This window comes from Nocardia caishijiensis NBRC 108228, assembly GCF_001612825.1.
GTDB lineage: Bacteria > Actinomycetota > Actinomycetes > Mycobacteriales > Mycobacteriaceae > Nocardia > Nocardia caishijiensis.
Genome location: NZ_BDBE01000006.1, coordinates 177,112 through 195,460, shown reverse-complemented (window position 1 = coordinate 195,460; position 18,349 = coordinate 177,112). Strand labels below are relative to the sequence as shown.

16 protein-coding genes and 1 tRNA gene are annotated in these 18,349 nt (G+C 68.0%); 3 read left to right on the top strand and 14 right to left on the bottom strand.

What is annotated here, in order from left to right; all coding sequences use genetic code 11:
- Positions 1–25: 25 nt before the first annotated feature.
- Together NC7_RS01575 and NC7_RS01570 are read right to left on the bottom strand one after the other, a co-directional pair.
- Positions 26–1,561 carry a Rieske 2Fe-2S domain-containing protein gene (locus NC7_RS01575; RefSeq protein WP_067977868.1) on the bottom strand — a complete coding sequence of 512 codons (1,536 nt, stop codon included), beginning with the start codon at positions 1,559–1,561 and terminating at the stop codon, positions 26–28.
- A 114-nt stretch (positions 1,562–1,675) separates the two neighbouring features.
- Positions 1,676–2,563 carry a hypothetical protein gene (locus NC7_RS01570; protein WP_236573183.1) on the bottom strand — a complete coding sequence of 296 codons (888 nt, stop codon included), beginning with the start codon at positions 2,561–2,563 and terminating at the stop codon, positions 1,676–1,678.
- 65 nt (positions 2,564–2,628) lie between these two features.
- Here NC7_RS01570 and NC7_RS01565 point away from each other — a divergent pair, with 65 nt between their 5' ends.
- Complete coding sequence (locus tag NC7_RS01565) at positions 2,629–3,387, top strand: lysophospholipid acyltransferase family protein (RefSeq protein WP_067977865.1); 759 nt, start codon at positions 2,629–2,631, stop codon at positions 3,385–3,387.
- A gap of 73 nt (positions 3,388–3,460) precedes the next feature.
- Here the strand turns inward: NC7_RS01565 and NC7_RS01560 are convergent, their stop codons facing one another.
- Positions 3,461–3,877 carry a hypothetical protein gene (locus NC7_RS01560; RefSeq protein ID WP_157101796.1) on the bottom strand — a complete coding sequence of 139 codons (417 nt, stop codon included), beginning with the start codon at positions 3,875–3,877 and terminating at the stop codon, positions 3,461–3,463.
- Positions 3,878–4,099: 222 nt separating this feature from the next.
- Here NC7_RS01560 and NC7_RS01555 point away from each other — a divergent pair.
- Positions 4,100–4,172, top strand: a tRNA-Gly gene (locus NC7_RS01555).
- Between the two features lie 38 nt (positions 4,173–4,210).
- Here the strand turns inward: NC7_RS01555 and NC7_RS01550 are convergent.
- Together NC7_RS01550 and NC7_RS01545 are read right to left on the bottom strand one after the other, a co-directional pair.
- Complete coding sequence (locus tag NC7_RS01550) at positions 4,211–5,623, bottom strand: lipase maturation factor family protein (RefSeq protein WP_067977862.1); 1,413 nt, start codon at positions 5,621–5,623, stop codon at positions 4,211–4,213.
- A 34-nt stretch (positions 5,624–5,657) separates the two neighbouring features.
- On the bottom strand, positions 5,658–6,299 hold the full coding sequence (locus tag NC7_RS01545; protein WP_236573185.1) for a histone deacetylase: 642 nt from the start codon (positions 6,297–6,299) through the stop codon (positions 5,658–5,660).
- 254 nt (positions 6,300–6,553) lie between these two features.
- On the opposite strand from NC7_RS01545, the gene NC7_RS29705 reads away from it, so the two are divergent.
- Positions 6,554–7,252, top strand: a complete 699-nt coding sequence (locus NC7_RS29705; protein WP_067977860.1) for a hypothetical protein — start codon at positions 6,554–6,556, stop codon at positions 7,250–7,252.
- Positions 7,253–7,260: 8 nt separating this feature from the next.
- On the opposite strand, the gene NC7_RS01535 is transcribed toward NC7_RS29705, so the two are convergent.
- From NC7_RS01535 to NC7_RS01495, 9 genes are all read right to left on the bottom strand, one after another.
- Entirely contained in the window at positions 7,261–7,914 is a 654-nt protein-coding gene (locus NC7_RS01535; RefSeq protein ID WP_067977858.1) for a MerR family transcriptional regulator, read from the bottom strand.
- A 4-nt stretch (positions 7,915–7,918) separates the two neighbouring features.
- Positions 7,919–9,058: a serine hydrolase domain-containing protein gene (locus NC7_RS01530; RefSeq protein ID WP_067977856.1), complete on the bottom strand. Its 1,140-nt coding sequence runs from the start codon at positions 9,056–9,058 to the stop codon at positions 7,919–7,921.
- A 145-nt stretch (positions 9,059–9,203) separates the two neighbouring features.
- The gene (locus tag NC7_RS01525; RefSeq protein ID WP_067977854.1) at positions 9,204–11,453 is read right to left on the bottom strand and encodes a heavy metal translocating P-type ATPase; all 2,250 of its coding nucleotides are present in this window, start codon (positions 11,451–11,453) and stop codon (positions 9,204–9,206) included.
- 138 nt (positions 11,454–11,591) lie between these two features.
- Complete coding sequence (locus NC7_RS01520; RefSeq protein ID WP_067977853.1) at positions 11,592–12,539, bottom strand: DUF8832 domain-containing protein; 948 nt, start codon at positions 12,537–12,539, stop codon at positions 11,592–11,594.
- 109 nt (positions 12,540–12,648) lie between these two features.
- Complete coding sequence (locus tag NC7_RS01515) at positions 12,649–14,064, bottom strand: MFS transporter (protein WP_067977851.1); 1,416 nt, start codon at positions 14,062–14,064, stop codon at positions 12,649–12,651.
- A 178-nt stretch (positions 14,065–14,242) separates the two neighbouring features.
- Positions 14,243–14,818, bottom strand: a complete 576-nt coding sequence (locus NC7_RS01510) for a sterol desaturase family protein (protein WP_084457765.1) — start codon at positions 14,816–14,818, stop codon at positions 14,243–14,245.
- 297 nt (positions 14,819–15,115) lie between these two features.
- Positions 15,116–15,862, bottom strand: a complete 747-nt coding sequence (locus tag NC7_RS01505) for a FadR/GntR family transcriptional regulator (RefSeq protein ID WP_067977848.1) — start codon at positions 15,860–15,862, stop codon at positions 15,116–15,118.
- Positions 15,863–16,041: 179 nt separating this feature from the next.
- A complete protein-coding gene (locus NC7_RS01500; protein ID WP_373861214.1) occupies positions 16,042–16,677 on the bottom strand; it encodes a hypothetical protein in 636 nt (211 codons plus the stop codon).
- Positions 16,674–18,344: an ABC transporter family substrate-binding protein gene (locus tag NC7_RS01495; protein ID WP_067977846.1), complete on the bottom strand. Its 1,671-nt coding sequence runs from the start codon at positions 18,342–18,344 to the stop codon at positions 16,674–16,676. The genes NC7_RS01500 and NC7_RS01495 overlap by 4 nt, the downstream gene beginning before the upstream one ends.
- Positions 18,345–18,349: the final 5 nt, after the last annotated feature.

The window sequence follows — 18,349 nt, the reverse complement described above, 5'->3', positions numbered from 1 at the left end:
TGGTGTCGGGTGGTCGCCGCCCGAATCAGAGCTTGGCGGAACGCAGTTCGTGGCCCTTGGACGTCTTGCAGCGCCCCGATTCCAGATCCCACTGCCACCCGTGCAGGTTGCAGGTGAGGTTGTTGCCTTCCACCACACCGAATTTCGACAGGTCGGCCTTGAGGTGGGGGCAGCGGCGCTGCACTTCCCAGCCGTCGAGTTCGATGGTGGCCGAGTCGTCGTGCGCCTCGGCGAACCAGCCGTCGGCGTAGGCGATGCGCTCGTCGGTGAGGCACTTGAAGAAGGTGTAGAGGAATTCGTTGTAGCCGCCGATGCGCCAGGCCTGGAAGCGGGTGGACAGGAAGATGGTGTTCACCCAGTCCGGTTCGTTGTCGCGCAGCACGGTGCGCACCAGCTCGGGGGCGATGCGGAAGCCGTAGCGGTAGCGGCCCTCGCCCTCGATGGGTGCGCGCACGGTGCGCTGCGGGAAGTCGAGGACGACGGTTTCCTCGCCGAGCACCAGGCCCACGGGGTAGCCGATCCCGTCGCTGATGAGCGCGCTCTGCTTCATGATCGGCTCGAACAGCTCGCGCAGCGGCTCGAGCAGCGAGCCCTCGCCGTGCTCCCACGTCGCCTTCTCGGCGGCGAGCACGGGCGCGAAGCGTTCGGCCATGTCGGTGATGTAGGCGGCCTTGTCGCCGTAGATGCGCTGCGGGTCGAACGGGTGCGCCAGGTCGAGTTCGGACCCACGCACGTCGGCGACGGAGCCGGGGATCATCAGGATTCCACCGGCGTTGCCGTGGATCTGCATCTGCTCGAGGAACACGATCTGGTCGGGGAAGATGTTGCCCTCGTCGCCCCGGTCGTCGTTGAGGTAGCGCAGTTCGTCGTCGAGGAACACCGGCGGACCGGCCGAGGGCACCACCCAGGTGGCGCCGACCTGCTCGATGTAGGAGCGGGCCCGGTCCATCCCGCGCTGACGCTTCTGCTTGCCGAAGTTGGCCTTGGTGCGCGCGGGAATGTCGTAGACGGCCGGGTACCAGATGGCGCCCGAGTACTGCAGCAGGTGGATGTCGATGTGCCCGAACGCGTCGTGGATCACGTCCATGTCCACGGGGCGGGCGTCGTTCATGTTGAAGCAGGTGGTCTCGCCGTCGGAGACGAGGATGCCCGAGTCACCGATGGGGCCGTCGGCGGGCGCGCGCAGCGCGACGATCATGATGTCGAGTGAACCCTTGGGCCCGGTGACGGTGTGCTTCACCGAGTCCTCGGTCTCGAAGAACTTGGTGAACCCCAGCGCCTCGAGTTCGCGGCGCAGATCCGGCACCGGGTAGTCGGGCAGCAGGACGGTCGCGTCCTTGTTGACGTGTTCGCGCAGCAGCGCGGCGTCGAAGTGGTCGCGGTGCAGGTGCGAGACGTAGAGGTAGTCGACGTCGCCGAGCGCCGCCCAGTCCAGGCCCGTGTTGTCCGGGAAGGGGAACCACGAGGCGAAGTAGGCGGGGTTGACCCACGGGTCGCACAGGATGGTCCCGGCTTCGGTTCGGATGTGGAAGCCAGCATGTCCGACACTGGTGATCTGCACGAGCTATGTCCTCCTACCAGGATCTGATTCGCCGACGCACCGGGCTCGACCTGGTGACGCGAGCCGCCGCCGAGCTCTGACCACTGCGGCGGCACCAGCCAACAAGGGTAGTGGCTAAATCGTTACATCACCGATGCAGTAGCCCTCGGGGGTCGAGACGACGGTGAATGTGCGCGTCCTGGTGCCCCCGGGGGAGGTGGTCACCGGGACCTGAACCGCCAGGTAATCCCCCTGAACTCGTTCGGATGATAGCTCCTGGTCGGCGAAGGAGGTGACATTGCCTACTTTGCCCGAGTCGGTGGCGAGCGGGGGTGCTGTGGGGTTGCCGGTGCCGCGCGGATCCCAGGTGGCGGTGCTCACCGCGCAGGTCAAGGGGTGGATCTCTTCGGTGTCGTCCGGGTTGAGAGGTTTGCCCGTTGCGCGGGACAGGTAGCGGCGGACGGTGTGGCGCGCGTCGGCCTCGTCGTAACCCGGCTCGACACCGGCGGCGAAGACGCGCCCGCAGGCGTAGCCGGTGGCGATGTCGCGCTGCTCGACGGTGATCGTCGTCGTGGCCGTGCGCCAAGTGACGGTGTCGGCGGTCGCGGTGCCCGGCCTGGTCAGCGCGGCGAGGATCGACTGCGGGTCGGTGTACATGTCGGCGACGCTGCGTGGCGGGATGGTCCAGCACTTGTCCTGTAGCTCGGTGACGGTGGCCGAGCGCAGGTCGGCGGCCCAGCGGCGCACGGCGGTCGCGGCGTCCGGGTTGCCGGGCACGGCGCCGACCTGCGGTGCGTCGGCGGGCAGGGGCTCGGTGGTCGGTACCGGCGTGGTCGCGGCCTCGGTGGCGGTCGAGGAGGTGACGGCCGTGGAGGTGCTGGTGGCGGGTGCGCCAACCGGTTCGTCGCCCGGAATGCCCTGGACCGAGTCGCAGCCCGCGATCAGCGCGGCAGCGGCCAGTCCTGCGGCCAGCGCGCCTGCGCGGCGGGTCGGAGCAAACGGAGTCAGCTGAGCGCGTTGCACTTCGACGTTCCTCATTCCTTGGCCGGGTGCCGGAAGCGGCGATCTGCGACTACGCTAGCTGAATTGTGGAACCCGTCTACCGGTCGATCATCGGCCTGGCCCGAACCGTCTTCTTCCTCGAAGGTCTGAAGTTCACCGTCCGGGGTGCCGAGAACATCCCCGCGACCGGTGGTGCCGTGGTGGCGATCAACCACACCGGCTACATGGACTTCACCTACGCCGGTCTGCCCGCGCGCACTCCCAAGCGCTATATCCGGTTCATGGCCAAGGCGGAGGTGTTCGACAACAGCATCTCCGGCCCGATCATGCGCGCCCTCAAACACATTCCCGTCGACCGCACCGCGGGCGCCGACTCCTACAAGTCGGCGGTGAAGTACCTGCGCGATGGCGAGCTGGTCGGCGTGTACCCCGAGGCGACCATCAGCCGCAGCTTCGAGATCAAGGAATTCAAGTCCGGCGCCGCCCGAATGGCGCTCGAAGCCGACGTGCCGATCATCCCGATCGTGATCTGGGGTGCCCAGCGCGTGTGGACCAAGGGCTTCCCGAAGCGCCTTGGCCGCACCAACACCCCCATCTCGATCGCCGTCGGCAAACCGATCCGGCCCTACGAGCCGGTCGCCGACCTGACCGCCGAACTGCGCGGAACCATGCAGGCCATGCTCGCCGACCTGCAGAAGGACTACCACCACGAGCCCGGCGCCTACTGGGTGCCCAAGCGCCTCGGCGGCAGCGCGCCCTCGCTGGAGGAGGCCACCGCGCTCGACGACGCCGAGGCCGCCGAGCGGATGGCCCGCAAGGCCGAGCGGTCGAACCCCGAAGGCTGAGCCGCCCCCGACAACGCGTCGGTCCCGGAGCTCGCGCTCCGGGACCGACACCCCCCGAACAGTTCGCCGCTCGTCAGTTCATGCTCAGCACCCACGAGCCGTTGCAGCCCCGGCTCGTGTTGCGGTTGCCGTCGTAGTTCCAGACGGCGGTGATCGGCGGGTTCACCCGCACCTGCCACCGGCCCGACGGCGATTCCACGGCCTTCCCGTCCCGGGTGACGATCTTGATGTCGTCGTGGTCGAACAGCCACGAACCCCGGCTGGTCGGGTAGTCCAGACGCATCCGCACCCGGCCTCCGGTGTGGTTCTGCACCACCAGGCAGGAACCGGGGTGATTGACGTCGATGGCGTATTCGCTGAAGCCCTCCTCGCCACCGTTGTCGGTGGTGTCGGCGAAACCGACGGCATCGGTGATGTCGGCGTTCGCGGGGCCCGCGACCATGATGGTTGTCACAGCCGCAGCGGCGGTGAGCAATCCGAGAGTTTTCAATCCCTTACCTCCCCGAAGTGGCGGCAACCGCTGCCGACCTGCGAACAAGCGTCGCGCACAAGGGATTCCGCATTCTTATCGCCGACTTAACGGTGCGCGTGAACGACCGACGCGCGGTGGCGTCGAGCGGCCGTCAAGGGGGGCGGATTTCGTGTTTCGGGGGCGGACACGCTAAAGTTCCTTCTCGCACCACGAGGCCCGGATCGGGCCGAGGACGTGCACGCGGATGTAGCGCAGCTGGTAGCGCATCACCTTGCCAAGGTGAGGGTCGCGAGTTCGAATCTCGTCATCCGCTCAACGAAAGCCCGGCCGATGTGCCGGGCTTTTCTGCTGTCAGAAGCGGTCGAGGCGGTCCCGGGTGACCGGCGGCAGGAATTCCCCGATGAGCGTGCGCCGCCACCAGATTCGCTGCCCGAACAGTTCGGCCGGACTGCTGAACTCGTATTCGTAGAGGCGGCCACGCACGTGGTGCGGCGGGGAGTCGGGGAACGGGTTGGGGCCGAGCAGGCGCAGGGTGTCGGGGTCGTTGCGCAGCAGTCGCGCGGCCAGCGGGAGCGCCCACGGCCGGGCGTAGGCCGGTGAGATCGCGGCGAACCACATCAGCCAGTCCAGCCGCAGGTGGTAGGGCGCGAACTGACGTGGCATGCGGCGCGGGTCGCCCGGCTTGCCTTTGAACGCGTACTCGCGCCACACGGTGTCGTCGGTGAGCTGGGTGTTGTCGGTACCCTCCAGCACGATCTCATAGCGGGTGCGACCGATCGACCCGAACGCACCATAAGTGTTGACCAGGTGAAACGGGTCGAACGAGGCATTCATCCGCTGATTCGATGAGAGCATATTGCGCACCGGCCAGTAGCTCGCCACCACCACGAGAACCACGTAGGCACCGCAGACGCCGACGAACCACCCCGGCGGAGCGGGCGCGGTTCCGCCGCCGGGCAGCGACAGCGCGGTGGCGGCGAGCAGCAGCGTCACCCAGTTCAGCCAGGCGAAATTGCCCGAAAGCACGAGCCACAACTGGGTGACGATCACGATGGCCGCGGCGATACTCGCCACCGGCTGCGGCGCGAACAGCCCGAACGGCACGACGAGTTGCGCGACGTGGTTGGCCGCCACTTCCACCTTGTGCAGCGGCCTGGGCAGGTGGTGGAAGAACCAACTCAGCGGGCCGGGCATCGGCTGGGTTTCGTGGTGGTAGTACAGGCAGGTCAGGTCGCGCCAGCAGGAGTCGCCGCGCAGCTTGATCAGCCCGGCCCCGAACTCCACCCGGAACAGCAACCACCGCGCGGCCAGCAGGACGAGCAGCGGAGGCGCGACGGTGTCGTTGCCGAGGAACACCGCCAGGAAACCGGCCTCGAGCAGCAAGGATTCCCAGCCGAACCCGTACCAGAGCTGACCCACGTTGACGATCGACAGGTGCAGCACCCACAGCGCCAGCCACAGCAGCATGCTCGCCCACAGCGGCACCACATCCGCCAGTCCCGCCGCCACCGCGACCGCGAGCACCACTCCGGTCCACGAGACGGCGGCGAACAACCGATCGGAATAGCGCAGGTGGAACAGGCTCGGCGATGCGCGCATCGATGAGCGGGCGAGGAAGCGGGGAATCGGCAGCATGCCGCGTTCGCCGAGCAGCGCCCGGAATTGCAGGGCCGCGGCGAGGAAGGCGAGGGCGTAGATCACCGCCAGGCCGCGCTGGAAGATCAGCCTGCCGTACCAGTATTCCGGTGCCGCGAACCACTCCATGCGCTCGCTCCTGAATGGTCTGCCCGTTGCCGGATTACCCGGTGTCGTGTGTCGCTAACACGGCCGCGCGCAGGTCGCGCTCGTCCCAGTGTCCGGCGACGCCGGGTCGCCTCCGCAGATAGTCGACGATGCCGTCGGTGTCCCAGCCCTGTTCGCGTAGCCCGGTCCCGATCATGCCGAGATACCGAGCCGACGGTGGCTGCGGCGCAACGGTTTCCGGCAACCAGGGCGCGGTGAAGGTCAGGATCGGTACGTCGTCCTTCGTACCCGGGTGGACGACGGTCTCGTAGCGTCCTGGCCCGAAGCGGACCCGGCCCTGTTCGACGACCCGGGACACGTCGAATCCACGGCCCGGCGTGCGATACATCTCCTGATCGAGCAGGTCGGCGAACTGGTCGAGGGTGAGCAGGTACCCCCTGGCGACGGCGCCGGTCGGCCATCCGGGGGCCGGTCGGTCGGTGTAGAAGGCGACGCCGCCGGTCCACACCGGACTCTCCCAGGCGAAATACACGGTGCCCGGCAGGGTGAGGGTGGTCGACCGCGCGGGGGGAGTGGGGTCGCGGAAGCCCGCGTAGAGGTGGTCGGTCCCGGGCGGTGTGCCACCGAGCCGGTAGTAGTCGAAGCGCGCCGCGCACATATTGGAGCCGTATGCCGCGTACCAGATGTGTTGTGTCACAGCCTCATCCACGATCGATCACAGTTTCGTACGCCGAGGAAACGGAATGGTCCACCGCTTCGATTCTCCCTTCGAGGCGGGGAAAACCGAAGGGGCAGGATTCGGCACTGTAGTTGTTGCGCGGGCGAACTCGGTCGCGACTCAATGAGAACGACCAGTCTGAATAACGCGTTGAAAGCCACGTCTGTAACGATCAATCCCACCTCGAACGAATGACCAATCGGTCGGGAAAGCCAATGAGCGGAGATGTTTTCATGCGTACAGTCCTCATGCTGGCAGCTGTTGTGGCATTGACCGGAGGGCTCACCGCTTGCGGCGCCGAGTCGGGTTCGAGCGCGCCGAGCACGACCACTCAGCACTCGGCCACCTATTCGTCGGACGCACCGAGCACGCCTCTGCCGTCCAGCGCACCCGATGCGGGTTCCCCCGGCGCAGGTTCGCCGGGGGCGGGTTCGCCCGGCGCGGGTTCGCCGGGGGCCGGTAGTCCCGACACCGAGGCGCCGGATACCCCGAAACCGACAACCGCCCCGGCTCCGAACAAGGACGGCTTCACCACGGTCGACGCGGGCAACTACCTACTCGACGGCGGCTACTACTTCCAGTCACCCACCGGGAACATCATGTGCGGCATCCTCACCGCCGCACCGTACGGCGTCGGCTGCCAGCTGGCCAAGGCGAACATCATCTCGCCGAAGCTGCCGAACTGCACCGATGCGCCCAACCGCAAGGTCGCCGCGCACCTGTACGAGGGCAAGTCGGAGCTCCTGTGCACCAGCCAGGGCATCTTCGTCGGTATTCCGCAGGACGGTTCACCCGCCGGGGGCGCGGTCCTGAACTACGGCCAGTCCCTCACCGTCAACGGCTACACCTGCGACTCTTCCTCGCAGGGCGTCCGCTGTATGGCGGGCGGCCACGGTTTCGCGATCTCGGCCGACGACCAGCACGCCTTCTGAGGGCGGCGTCACCTCGGAATGTGGATGCCCGCCGCGCGCAGCTTGGTCTCGACGAGGGCGCCGAGCACGCCCGCGGTCGAGGTGGGTTCGTGGCCGTGGTGGGCGATGAGCTGGTAGCGGGTCGCGGCCTCGACACCGCGCCGGAGCAGGGCAACGAAATCCGGGTCCTCGATGGCATTCTCGACGTCGGCGAGGTAGTCGTCGAATCCGTCGGGGACCAGGGCACGCGCCAGCACCCAGCCCTCCCTGGTCGCCGCGACCTCGGCCTCGGGGAAACCAAGGCTCGGCATCCGTTCCAGCAACGCGACCGCGCGGTCGGGCAGCAGGGCCCGGTTACCGTCGCTGAGCCGGTGCAGGGTGTCGCGCCGGGCGGTCAGCTCTTCGATGCGTTCGGTGAGCTGACGTCCGACCTCGGCCAGGGCGGTGGCGAACTGCTCGGCATCGGCGTCGAGCACGGGTTCGATGTCGGCCAGCGGCACCCCGGCGGCGGCCAACGTCCGCACCTGGACCAGCCGCAGCAGTTCGGCCGAGCCGTACCGCCGATACCCGGCGCTGTCGCGTTCGGGCTCGGTGACCAGGCCGAGCTTGTGGTAGTGCCGCACCGTCTTCACCGTGACACCGACGAACGCCGCCGCCTGCCCGATCGTCACCCCGTTGCGCATGTGCTCAGCTTGCCCTGTCCGCCACCGGGTTTCCCGATTCGCCGCCGAACACCGCGTCGACCAGGGCCTTCTGCGCGACCTGGAACGCCGGTGCCAGAGTCATCTCCGCGTCGTCGACGAAGGTCAGGTACGCGGTCATCGTGACGCCCGCGTCCGGGGTGCTGTACATGAGGGTGGCGTACCCGGCGATCCCGCCGTTGTGGGTGATCACGGTGGCCCCGCTCTCGGTTTCCTGCACGAACACCCCGAGCCCATAGGGCATGCCGGGGATGCCGGTGTCGTGGGTGCGCAGCATCTCGGCCAGCAGCGGTTGTGGCAGCAGCGTGCCGTCGAGCAGGGCGGAGACGAAGGTGTGCAGGTCGGCGGTGGTGGAGATCATGTCGCCGCCGGTGCACACCCAGGACGGGTTGTGCTTGGTGACGTCGACGATGTGCTGTTCGCCGCCGTCGATGTAGCGGTAGTAGGCGTGCGGGTGCGGTTCGGGCAGCTCCGTCGAGGCGCCGGGCAGTACGGTGTCGGTCATACCGAGCGGGCCGAAGATCAGGCGCCGCGCCTCCTCGGCGAGCGAGTGGCCGGTGACCCGCTCCACCAGCAACCGGACGATGATGTAGTTGGTATTCGAATAGCTCCAGCCGGTCCCGGGCTCGAACCGTGACGGCTTCGCGAGCGCGAGGTTCGCCAGGTCCTCCGGGCGGTAGGTCTCGAACCGCTTGTCGACCCACTCCTTGCCCGCGATGGTCGACGGCACACCGGGGACGACGGTGCCGTCGTCGTACATCTCACCGGTGATGTTGAAGATTCCGCTGGTGTGCTGCAACAACATTCGGACGGTGACCCGCTCGTCGAGCGCGTAGTCGGGCAGGTAGCGCAGCGCCGGGGTGTCGAGTTCGATTAGGCCCTCGGCGACCAGGCGCAGCACGACGGCTGCGGTGAAAGTCTTGGTGTTGCTGCCGATTCGGACGTGACCGTCGACGGGCGGTGGGGTCGTGGCGCCGAGCTCGCACACTCCGGCGCTGCCGACCCACGCGCCGCGCCGGTCGTGCACCCGCAGTGAGGCGCCGACGAATCCGCTGTCGACGATGCGTTCGATGAGCGCCTGGAGCTCCGGACGGTCCTGCTCGGCAATGTTTTTCGGGTTCGACATGGTGATCGCTCCTGCTCGCGTTGTTCGGCTTTCGTGCCGCTGCGACCAAGGCTCCACCCTGACCCAAGGTCAACCGCAAGAGTGATCTGGATCACGAAAAAGGCGGGGCAGCGGATCGTCCGCTGCCCCGCCCTAGACGGTGTGATTACCGGGCCGTCGACTTGAACCGGCGCAGTCGCAGGCTGTTGCTCACCACGAAGACCGAGCTGAACGCCATCGCGGCACCGGCGAGCATCGGGTTGAGCAGACCGGCCATGGCCAGCGGGATCGCCGCCACGTTGTAGGCGAATGCCCAGAACAGGTTGCCCTTGATGGTGGCCAGGGTGCGGCGTGACAACCGGATCGCGTCGGCGGCGGCGCGCAGGTCGCCGCGCACCAGGGTGAGGTCGGCGGCCTCGATGGCCACGTCGGTCCCGGTGCCCATCGACAGGCCGAGATCGGCCTGGGCCAGGGCGGGGGCGTCGTTCACGCCGTCACCGACCATGGCGACGACCTTGCCCTCGGCCTGCAACCGCTTGACCGTCTCCACCTTGTCCTGCGGCAGCACCTCCGCGATCACCTGCTCGATGCCGACCTCGGCGGCGATGGCGTTCGCCGCGCGGGCGTTGTCGCCGGTGAGCAGGATGGGGGTGAGGCCGAGCTCGCGGAACTGCGAGATGGCCTGCGCGGAGGTGGGTTTCACCGCGTCGGCGACCACGAGGACACCGCGCGCCTTCCCGTCCCAGCCGATCGCCACGGCGGTCCTGCCCGCGGATTCCGCGTCGGACATGGCGGTTGCCAGGTCCGAACTCAACGGCTGCGACCAGTCCGCCAGCAGGCGGGCCCGGCCGACGACCACCGCGCGACCGTCGACGACGCCCTGCACGCCGAGACCTTCGAGATTGGCGAATCCCTCCACCTCGGGCAGTGTCCCGGCATCGCGGGCGGCCTTGGCGATCGCCTGCGCGATCGGGTGCTCCGAGGAATCCTCCAGCGCACCGGCCAGTTCCAGCACGCGGGCCTTGTCCTCACCCTCGGCGGGGATCACGTCGAGCAGGGTCATCCTGCCGGTGGTGACGGTGCCGGTCTTGTCCAGCACGATGGTGTCGACCTTGCGCGTCGATTCCAGCATCTCGGGGCCCTTGATCAGGATGCCGAGCTGCGCGCCGCGTCCGGTGCCGACCATCAGCGCGGTGGGGGTGGCCAGGCCGAGGGCGCACGGGCAGGCGATGATCAGCACCGCGACACCGGCGGTGAAGGCGGCGGCGATGGAACCGCCGGTGCCGAGCCAGAATCCGAGCGTCGCGACGGCCAGGGCGATGACGATCGGGACGAAGATGCCGGAGATCTTGTCGGCCAGCCGCTGTGCCTGCGCCTTACCGGTCTGCGCGTCCTCGACCATCCGCGCCATCTGGGCGAGCTGGGTGTCGGAGCCGATCCTGGTGGCGCGCACCAGGAGTCGTCCGCCGACGTTCACGGTGGCACCGGTGACGGTGTCGTCCACGCCGACCTCCACCGGCACCGATTCGCCGGTGAGCATGGCGGCGTCGACGGCCGAGGAACCGTCGGTCACCACACCGTCGGTGGCGATCTTCTCCCCGGGACGGACGACGAACACGTCACCGACGGCCAACTGCTCCACGGGGATTCGTGTCTCGACGCCGCTGCGAACCACGGCTACGTCCTTGGCGCCCAGCTCGAGCAGCGCCTTCAGCGCGGCACCTGCCCGGCGCTTCGACCTGGCCTCGAAGTAGCGCCCGGCCAGGATGAACGTGGTGACGCCCGCGGCCGCTTCGAGGTAGATGCTGCCGCTGCCGTCCATCCGGGCGATGGTGAACTCGAACGGGTGGGTCATGCCCGGCGTGCCCGCGGTGCCCCAGAACAGGGCGTACAGCGACCAGCCGAACGCGGCGAGCGTGCCCATCGACACCAGGGTGTCCATGGTCGCGGTGCCGTGCTTCAGGTTGGTCCAGGCGGCCTGGTGGAACGGCAGCGCGCCCCAGATCACGACCGGTGCGGCCAGGGTGAGCGAGAGCCACTGCCAGTTGGTGAACTGCAGAGCGGGGATCATCGCCATCGCGATCACCGGGACGGTGAGCACCAGCGATACAAGCAGGCGGGTGCGCAGCGACGCGGTCGGGTCGTTCGCGGTGGGGGTGTCGGTGGTCTCGGGCTGCTTCGGCGCGGGCAGTGCCGCGGTGTAGCCGGCCTGCTCGACGGTGGCGATCAGTTCCTCGGGGGACACGTCACCGGTGAAGTCGACGCGCGCCTTCTCGGTGGCGTAGTTGACGGTGGCGGTGACGCCATCGAGCTTGTTGAGCTTGTTCTCGATGCGGTTCGCGCAGGAAGCGCAGGTCATGCCACCGATCACCAGTTCTACCTGGCCGGTGCCCGGTGGGTGTGTCACGGCGGTCATGGGATGCTCCGATCGTTTCCTGGTATCGATTCTTGCTGACGGTTCGCGGGTGGCGGTGCCGGGTCGGCGGGGTCGACCGATTCGCCGATGTGGCCTGTCGCGGTGCGGTGGCCGAGGCCGTTGGGTGTTCGTGGTTGGTCAGTGGCCGTGGCCGGGGGTTCCGTGGTCGGCCGGTGAGCTGGTCGGCGCCGGGGTGTCGGTCGGCGTCGCGGTGTTCGCCTCTGATCGGGCGACGCGCAGGGTGAACTCGGCGGTGCGGACCACGCCCTGGTGCTGGAAGTCGAGGAACAGGCGGTAGTCGCCCGCGCTCGGCGCGTTCACCACGAAGTCGATGCCGGGACCGGCCGGTGTCACGCCGTCGCCGGGCGAGCCTTCGGGGTGCACGTGCAGGTAGGCGAGGTCGGCGGCGCGCAGGGCGACCAGGTGGCCGTAGGCGCCGAGGTAGGGCTGCAGGTCGGTGACCGGGGTGCCGTCGCGGCTCACCGACAAGGTGATCTTCGACGACGTACCCGGGGCGACGGTGCCGTTCAGAGCGACGGTGTACTCGCCGACCTTCGCGGTGGCCGCCGGGGCGGGCAACGCCTGCACGTCGTAGTTGCCGCCGACCCGCAGGTCGGCGCCGAGGGTCAGGTTCGAGCCGCCCGCCGGGGTGAAGTCGGCGAACACCCGGTAGTCACCGGCTCGACTCAGGTTCAGCGGGACCGACCAGGTGCCCGCCTTGTCCAGTACCGGGTGCACGTGCTGGAAGGCGGCCGTGTCGCGGCGGACCACGATCAGGTGCAGGTCTTTGTCGTGGCTGGTCTGGTATTTCGTGAGCGGTGCGCCGGTGGTGTCGAGGATGCGGAACGAGACGGGGGTCTGCGCCGCGCTCTTCACGACCGTCGTGTCGAGCGCCAACGTGTAGCCCTGGTCGGTGACCAGCAGGCCACCGGGCAGGTCACCGGCCGGTGCCGCCACCGAGTGCTCGCCGTGCCCGGTCGGAGCCTGGGCGGGCTCCGGACCGATCAGGGCGCCGACACCCAGAGCGATCCCGAAGACCGCCGCGAGGCCGAGGGTGAATCCGGCGAACTTGCCTGTTGCGTTCATCGGGATGCTCCGTTTCGGGGTTCAGTCGGCGAGTTGGAAACCGGCCGCGGTGACGGCGTCGGCGCGGACGGCGCCTTCCATGGTTACCATACCCCCCTAGGGTAAGTTGTCAAACCCGAGCCGGGGTCTTGTCCTCGGCAGGGCTGCGCAGGGTCGCCGCCGCGATGCCCGCACCGGCCAAGGCCAGTAGGCCCGCGCCGAGGAAGGCTGCGGAATAGCCGTCGGTGAGTGCCGCCGGATCGTCGATTTCACCGGCGCCGAACGCGGCCGCCACCGCCGTCATCGCGGCCAGGCCGAGCGCCGACCCCACCTGGTAGCTGACATTGACGATGCCCGAGGCGAGTCCGCCCTCCTCTGGTCGCGCCGCCGAGATGGCGGTACCGAGCGAGGGGATGAACGCCAGCGACATGCCGCCCGCGGCCACCAGCGAGGCGGGCAGTACATCGACCCAGAAGTTGCCGGTGGGACGGACCAGCGACATGATGCCCAGGCCGAGGCCGAGAACCACGAGCCCGGTCACGATCATCGGCTCGGCGCCGAATCGCTGCATCGCCTTCGGGGCGAGCACCACCATGCCGAGCATGATGAGCGTCGTCATCGGCAGCAACGCCGCGCCCGAGGGGAAGGCGCTGTAGCCGAGTACCTGCTGCAGGTACAGGTTCAGGAAGAACCACATGGGCACCCACGCGGCGGCCAGCGCGAATTGCGCGAAGTTGGCGGCGGCCAGGTTCGGTGCGCGGAAGATGCTCAACCGCATCAGCGGTTCGCCGCGCCGCGACTGGATGGCGACGAATCCGACGAGCAAGGCGGCGGCCACGGCGAGCACGCCCCAGGTCTGCCCGGACTTCCACCCGACCTCCGGCGCCTGCACGATGGCGTACACGGCGGCCGCCAAACCTGCTGTCACAGTGACGGATCCGGCGATGTCGACGGACCCCTTGCGGGCGGGCGCGGCGGGCATCAACAGCGGTACCGCGATCAGCGCGAGCACGGCGATCGGGATGTTGATGTAGAAAACCCAAGGCCAGCTGACATATTCGGTGATCACACCGCCCAGGAACACGCCCGCCGTACCGCCTGCGGGCGCGGCCGCGCCGTACACCGCGAGCGCCTTGGTGAGTTCCTGTGGCGTACCGCCGAACAGCACCATCAGCAGCGTGAGTGCCGAGGGTGCGATGAGCGCCGAACCGGCGCCCTGGATCGCCCGCCCGGCCAGCTCCACCCCCACCGACCCCGCCGCACCGGCGATGACGGAGCCGACGGCCAGCACCAGCCAGCCCGCGCCGAACACCCGGCGGGCGCCGAGCAGGTCGGACAGCCGTCCGCCGAGCAGCAGCAGACCGCCGAAGGCGATCACGTAGGCATTGAACACCCAGGTGAGGTTGCCCGGGGTGAAGCCGAGTTCGGCCTGCATCTCGGGCAGCGCGATCCCGATGATCGAGGTGTCCATGATGACCATGAATTGCGCGGCGGCGATCACCGCCAGCGCCAACCACCTGCGGGTGGATTGCGATTGCGTAGTCACGACTTTCGTCCTTTCGAGCGGAGTGCGTCTCGTGCTGGGTACCATACCCCCCTAAGGTATCTATGTGTCAAGGGTGACCTTGCCGAAACGGCGAACGCCCGGTCCGCGTGGTGCGGGCCGGGCGTATCGGGTCGGCGGTTGTGCGGTTTTCCACCGCGCGGACGCGCGGTCGGGAATCTCAGTGAGCGTGGAGGTTTCGGGCAGTGGGAGAGGTCGGGGTGGTGGCGGGATCGGGTGCGGTGCCGAGGAGGCGGTCGGCGGTGCCGGTGGTCGTCACCGTGAACCAGTAGTGCTCGTTCTTGTAGTGGTGATGCCGATGGTTTCGCCAGACTGCCCGGTACGCGGCATGTTTCGGCTTGTAGTCGGTGTGGATCAGGTAGTGCGTCCACTCGTAGAGCAGGCCGAGGACGGTGATGGTGAGCAGGAAGGTCAGGCCGAGACCGAGGCGTGGAAAGGTGAGCAGCCCGATCGCCACCAGTGCGGCGATGGTGAGCAGCAGGGACTTCGGTGGGATGAAGACCAGTGGCACGTCACGCGGGTCGACGTGGTGGGCGCGGTGCTTGCGGGCCAGTTCGCTGTCGATCGTGAGCGGACCGAGATGCCTTGGCCGCCAATGCAACACGGTGACATGGATGATCCACTCGATCAGCGGGAAGGCCGCGAGGATCACGGCCGGAACCACGACATCGCCGAGCTGCCAGTCGCCGACCAGGAGGCGTGCGCCGAGAACCGTGATCAGCACGGCGCCGATCATCCACGGCGAAGGGTGACGCACGAATTCCCGCGCGGCCTCCCCGAGTGACAGGGCGCGCCGTACGGGTCGCGGCGCAACCCCACGCCGACTCCCAACCACTCCCTCGATGGAGTCCTGCCTGCCGTCCCGTGGGCTGCTGAGGCTTGTTGTCGGGTCGCTGTCGGACGTGCCGTTGGCTCGGTCGCCGCGCCCAGCCGGACGGTCGGTGGTGGCTCGATCGTGCTGCGTAGCCGGGTCGATCGGTTCGTGCGACGACGTTGTCGGACGGTTAGTGGTCATAGTGCTTCCTCGGGTGGATCACGCCCCGTCGAGGGCGTGGATGAGAGCGATGGTCGCCGGTTCGAGCAAGGCTCGGGCGCGGTCGGCGGCCTCTTCCGACTCGCCCGCGTCGATCGCGGCGGCCAGGTCTCGATACGCGCCCCCATTGCCCACCTCGGCGGACATGATCGGCGCGAGCGCGGCCAACGCTGGTTCGTAGGCGGCGCGCAGCATGGAATACATCAACCGGAATGCGATCGAATCCGCGAGATCCAGCACGTGATCCCAGAATTCGAGCGCGATCCGCTGCTGGGCGAGCGGATCGGATTCGGCGACAAGCCCTTCGACTGATTTGTGTAGGAGCGTCAGGCCGTCGGCCACCGGCAACGCTCGGCCACCGCGACCGGCATCCCTGCGTACCCGGCGCGCCGCGAGCTCGGCGATCTTCGGTCCGTTGTGCAACCGGGCCTCGAGAATGCTTCGCGCGACAGCCGGGTCGATCGAGTCTCCGCGAAGCAGTAGTCGGGGCAGCACTTCCAGGCCCGAGCTGCGCCGATAGTCCAGCACGGTCGTCGCCTCGCCCTGGCGAACGGAAACCAGCCCGGCCGCCGCCAGCCGCTGCAACGCCTCGCGTACCGCAGGCCGTGAAACACTTAGCGCCTCGGCCAATTGCCGCTCACTCGGCAAGGCGCTCCCCGCGGCCAGCTCCCCGCCGAGCACCTGCTCGGCGACCTGCTCGAACACGTCCCCGGATACCGACCGCTTCACAACAGGAGTCCACGCCATACCCCCAGCATGCGCCCCTCCTGGCCAGCTGGTCAAGTGGTAAGACCAGTTCGGACCGCCAAGTCAGCGACGCACCCGGGCCGCCGAGTGGCTGCGGGCATCCAGCTGGACCTTTGATCACCACGCTCTGGTGATATGAGCCCCTCGGCCGCCGCCACCGGCGAGTGGTGATCCACCGTTCAACTGGGGTCGGAACCTCGGATGGCGGCGAGCCAGGTGGCGATGGCCGCGGCGACGGTGGTCGCGCCGATGAAGGCGGGAAGGCCGCCGTTCATGACGTAGACCCAGAGGAGACCGGCGAAAGGGGCCGCAACAGTGGATTGGGCGTCGAGGACCAGGCGCCGGACAGGGGTGAAGGTAGGTGCTTCGGTAGGGCGCGTCGGGTTGTCGACGAGCTTGCCCGGCGGTTCGGTGGTTCGCGCCCGACCGGCGGGGAAGAACCGGGTCGGACCGTCGAGGATCGCGCGCGAGGTGATCTCGAGGTCGGTCGGCGTGAGGACGGACAGCGCCGGGTCGTAGAACACCGGCTGCCACACCGTGCGCCCACCACCACTGATTTCCAGAAACGACCTGCTCACCAAGCGATACTGCTGCCGAACCCGCCGCCCGCTCCGGGCGGTGGCAACAACCCCGACCCCGCTGGGCAGCACGCCGAACGCGAGCGCCAGCTGATACCCGGTGTATCCGAGCACACCCAGCGCCACCACCGCCAGCGCACTCACCTGATCCAGATCCGCGAACGGCACCCACGCCGCGATCACGACGAGAGTGCCGCACGTGACGGTCAGCGGATAGGTGAGCGCGCGCGGTGTCACTTCAGGAAGCCGACTTTGGTGTAGTCGGGCGAGGCGAGCCCGAACGCACCGTAGTTGGCGAGATTTTCCCGGACGGCGTAGGTTCCCGACGCCTGTTGCAGCGGAATCGAATAGCCCTCGGCGAAGATCATCTTGTCGCACTCGTTGGCGAGTTCGCGGGCCTTGTCGGGATCGAGTTCGGCGATGGTGCGATCGATGAGCGCGTTGAGTTCCGGCGACCCGATCCGCGCCTTGTTGGACTTGAGATTGTTCGGGTCGTAGGCGTAGATCTGCGGCAACGCGCCGAGCGGGAGCACACTACCGCCCCAACTGAACTGCGCGAGATCGAAATTGCCCGGGTCGATGACGTCCTTGAACAGGCCCGCGCCCGGCACCGTCTGGATGTTCAGCTTCACGCCGATCTGAGCCAGGTTCTGCTGCACGATCTGTGCCGTCTGCACCCAACCGTCCTGCTGGTACATCACATCGCGGAGTTCCAGCCGACGCCCGTCCTTCTCGCGGACCTCGCCGTTGAGCTTCCAGCCGAGGTCGTCGAGCATCTTCGCCGCGACGGTCGGGTCGAAGGAGATGGGTCCCGAGTTGTCCTGGTAACCCTTCTGGCCCTGCATGAAGATGTGGTTGTTCAGCGGCTTCGGGTCGTCGACCACGCCGTTCTGTGAGGCGTTGACGATGCCCTGCCGGTCGATCGCCTTGGACAGCGCGATCCGCAACTGCGGGTCCGCGAGCAACGAACCGGGCGCGCCGTTGAACGTGATGTGCGACCAGCTCGGCTCCGGCGTGCGCCGCACCACCACCCCCGCCGCCTGCTTGGCGCCGGTGACATTCTCCAGACCCGACATGTAGGCCACGTCGAGTTCGTCGTTCTGGATGGCCTGCAGCCACGTGGAACTGTCGAGCATGCTGAAGGTGATCGTGGCGAGTTTGGGTGTCGCACCCCACCAGGACGGGTTGCGCGACAGGACGATCCGGTTCTGCGTGCGGTCGATCGAGCTGATCTGGAACGGTCCCGAGCTCACCACCAGACCGTCGCGATCACGGTCGTTGAACGCCGCCGCGGATTCCGTGCTCGCCTTCGGATACAGCGGACTGAACTGTCCCTGCCATTCGGCATACGGCTGCGAGAAGGTGACGACCGCCTGCCGATCATCCACCCCCCGCTCCACCTTCTCGACGCGCTCGAATCCGCTGGTCGACGAAATCAGATACGCGGGGTCACGGCCGCTGAGCGCGGCCGCCTGTGAGCGCAGATCCGCCCAGGTGATCGGCGTCCCGTCGGACCACACGGCCTTCGGATTGATCGTGTACGTCACCTGCTGTGGGTCGGTGCCGGTGAGCTGGATATCGGTGAAATAGTCCTTGTTGACCGACAATTCGCCCGCGGAGTTGCTGGTGAAAGGCGAGGGCAGCAGCGGTTCGATCACATCGCCGGTATTGTCCGTGGTCCCGTCGACCTGCAGATAGTTGAACGTCTCGGGCAGTGCGGTGAGCACCAACCGCAGATTGCCGCCGTCGCGCAGGTCGGCCACATCGTGGGCATTGATGTCACTGCCGGCGCCGATGAGATTGGTGCCGGATGTGCCGCCAATGTCGGCCGAACATCCGGACAGAATCAAGCCGATCGCCACGCACGGCACCGCGAATCGGGTACCCATCGAGCGAATTCGCATAAGGC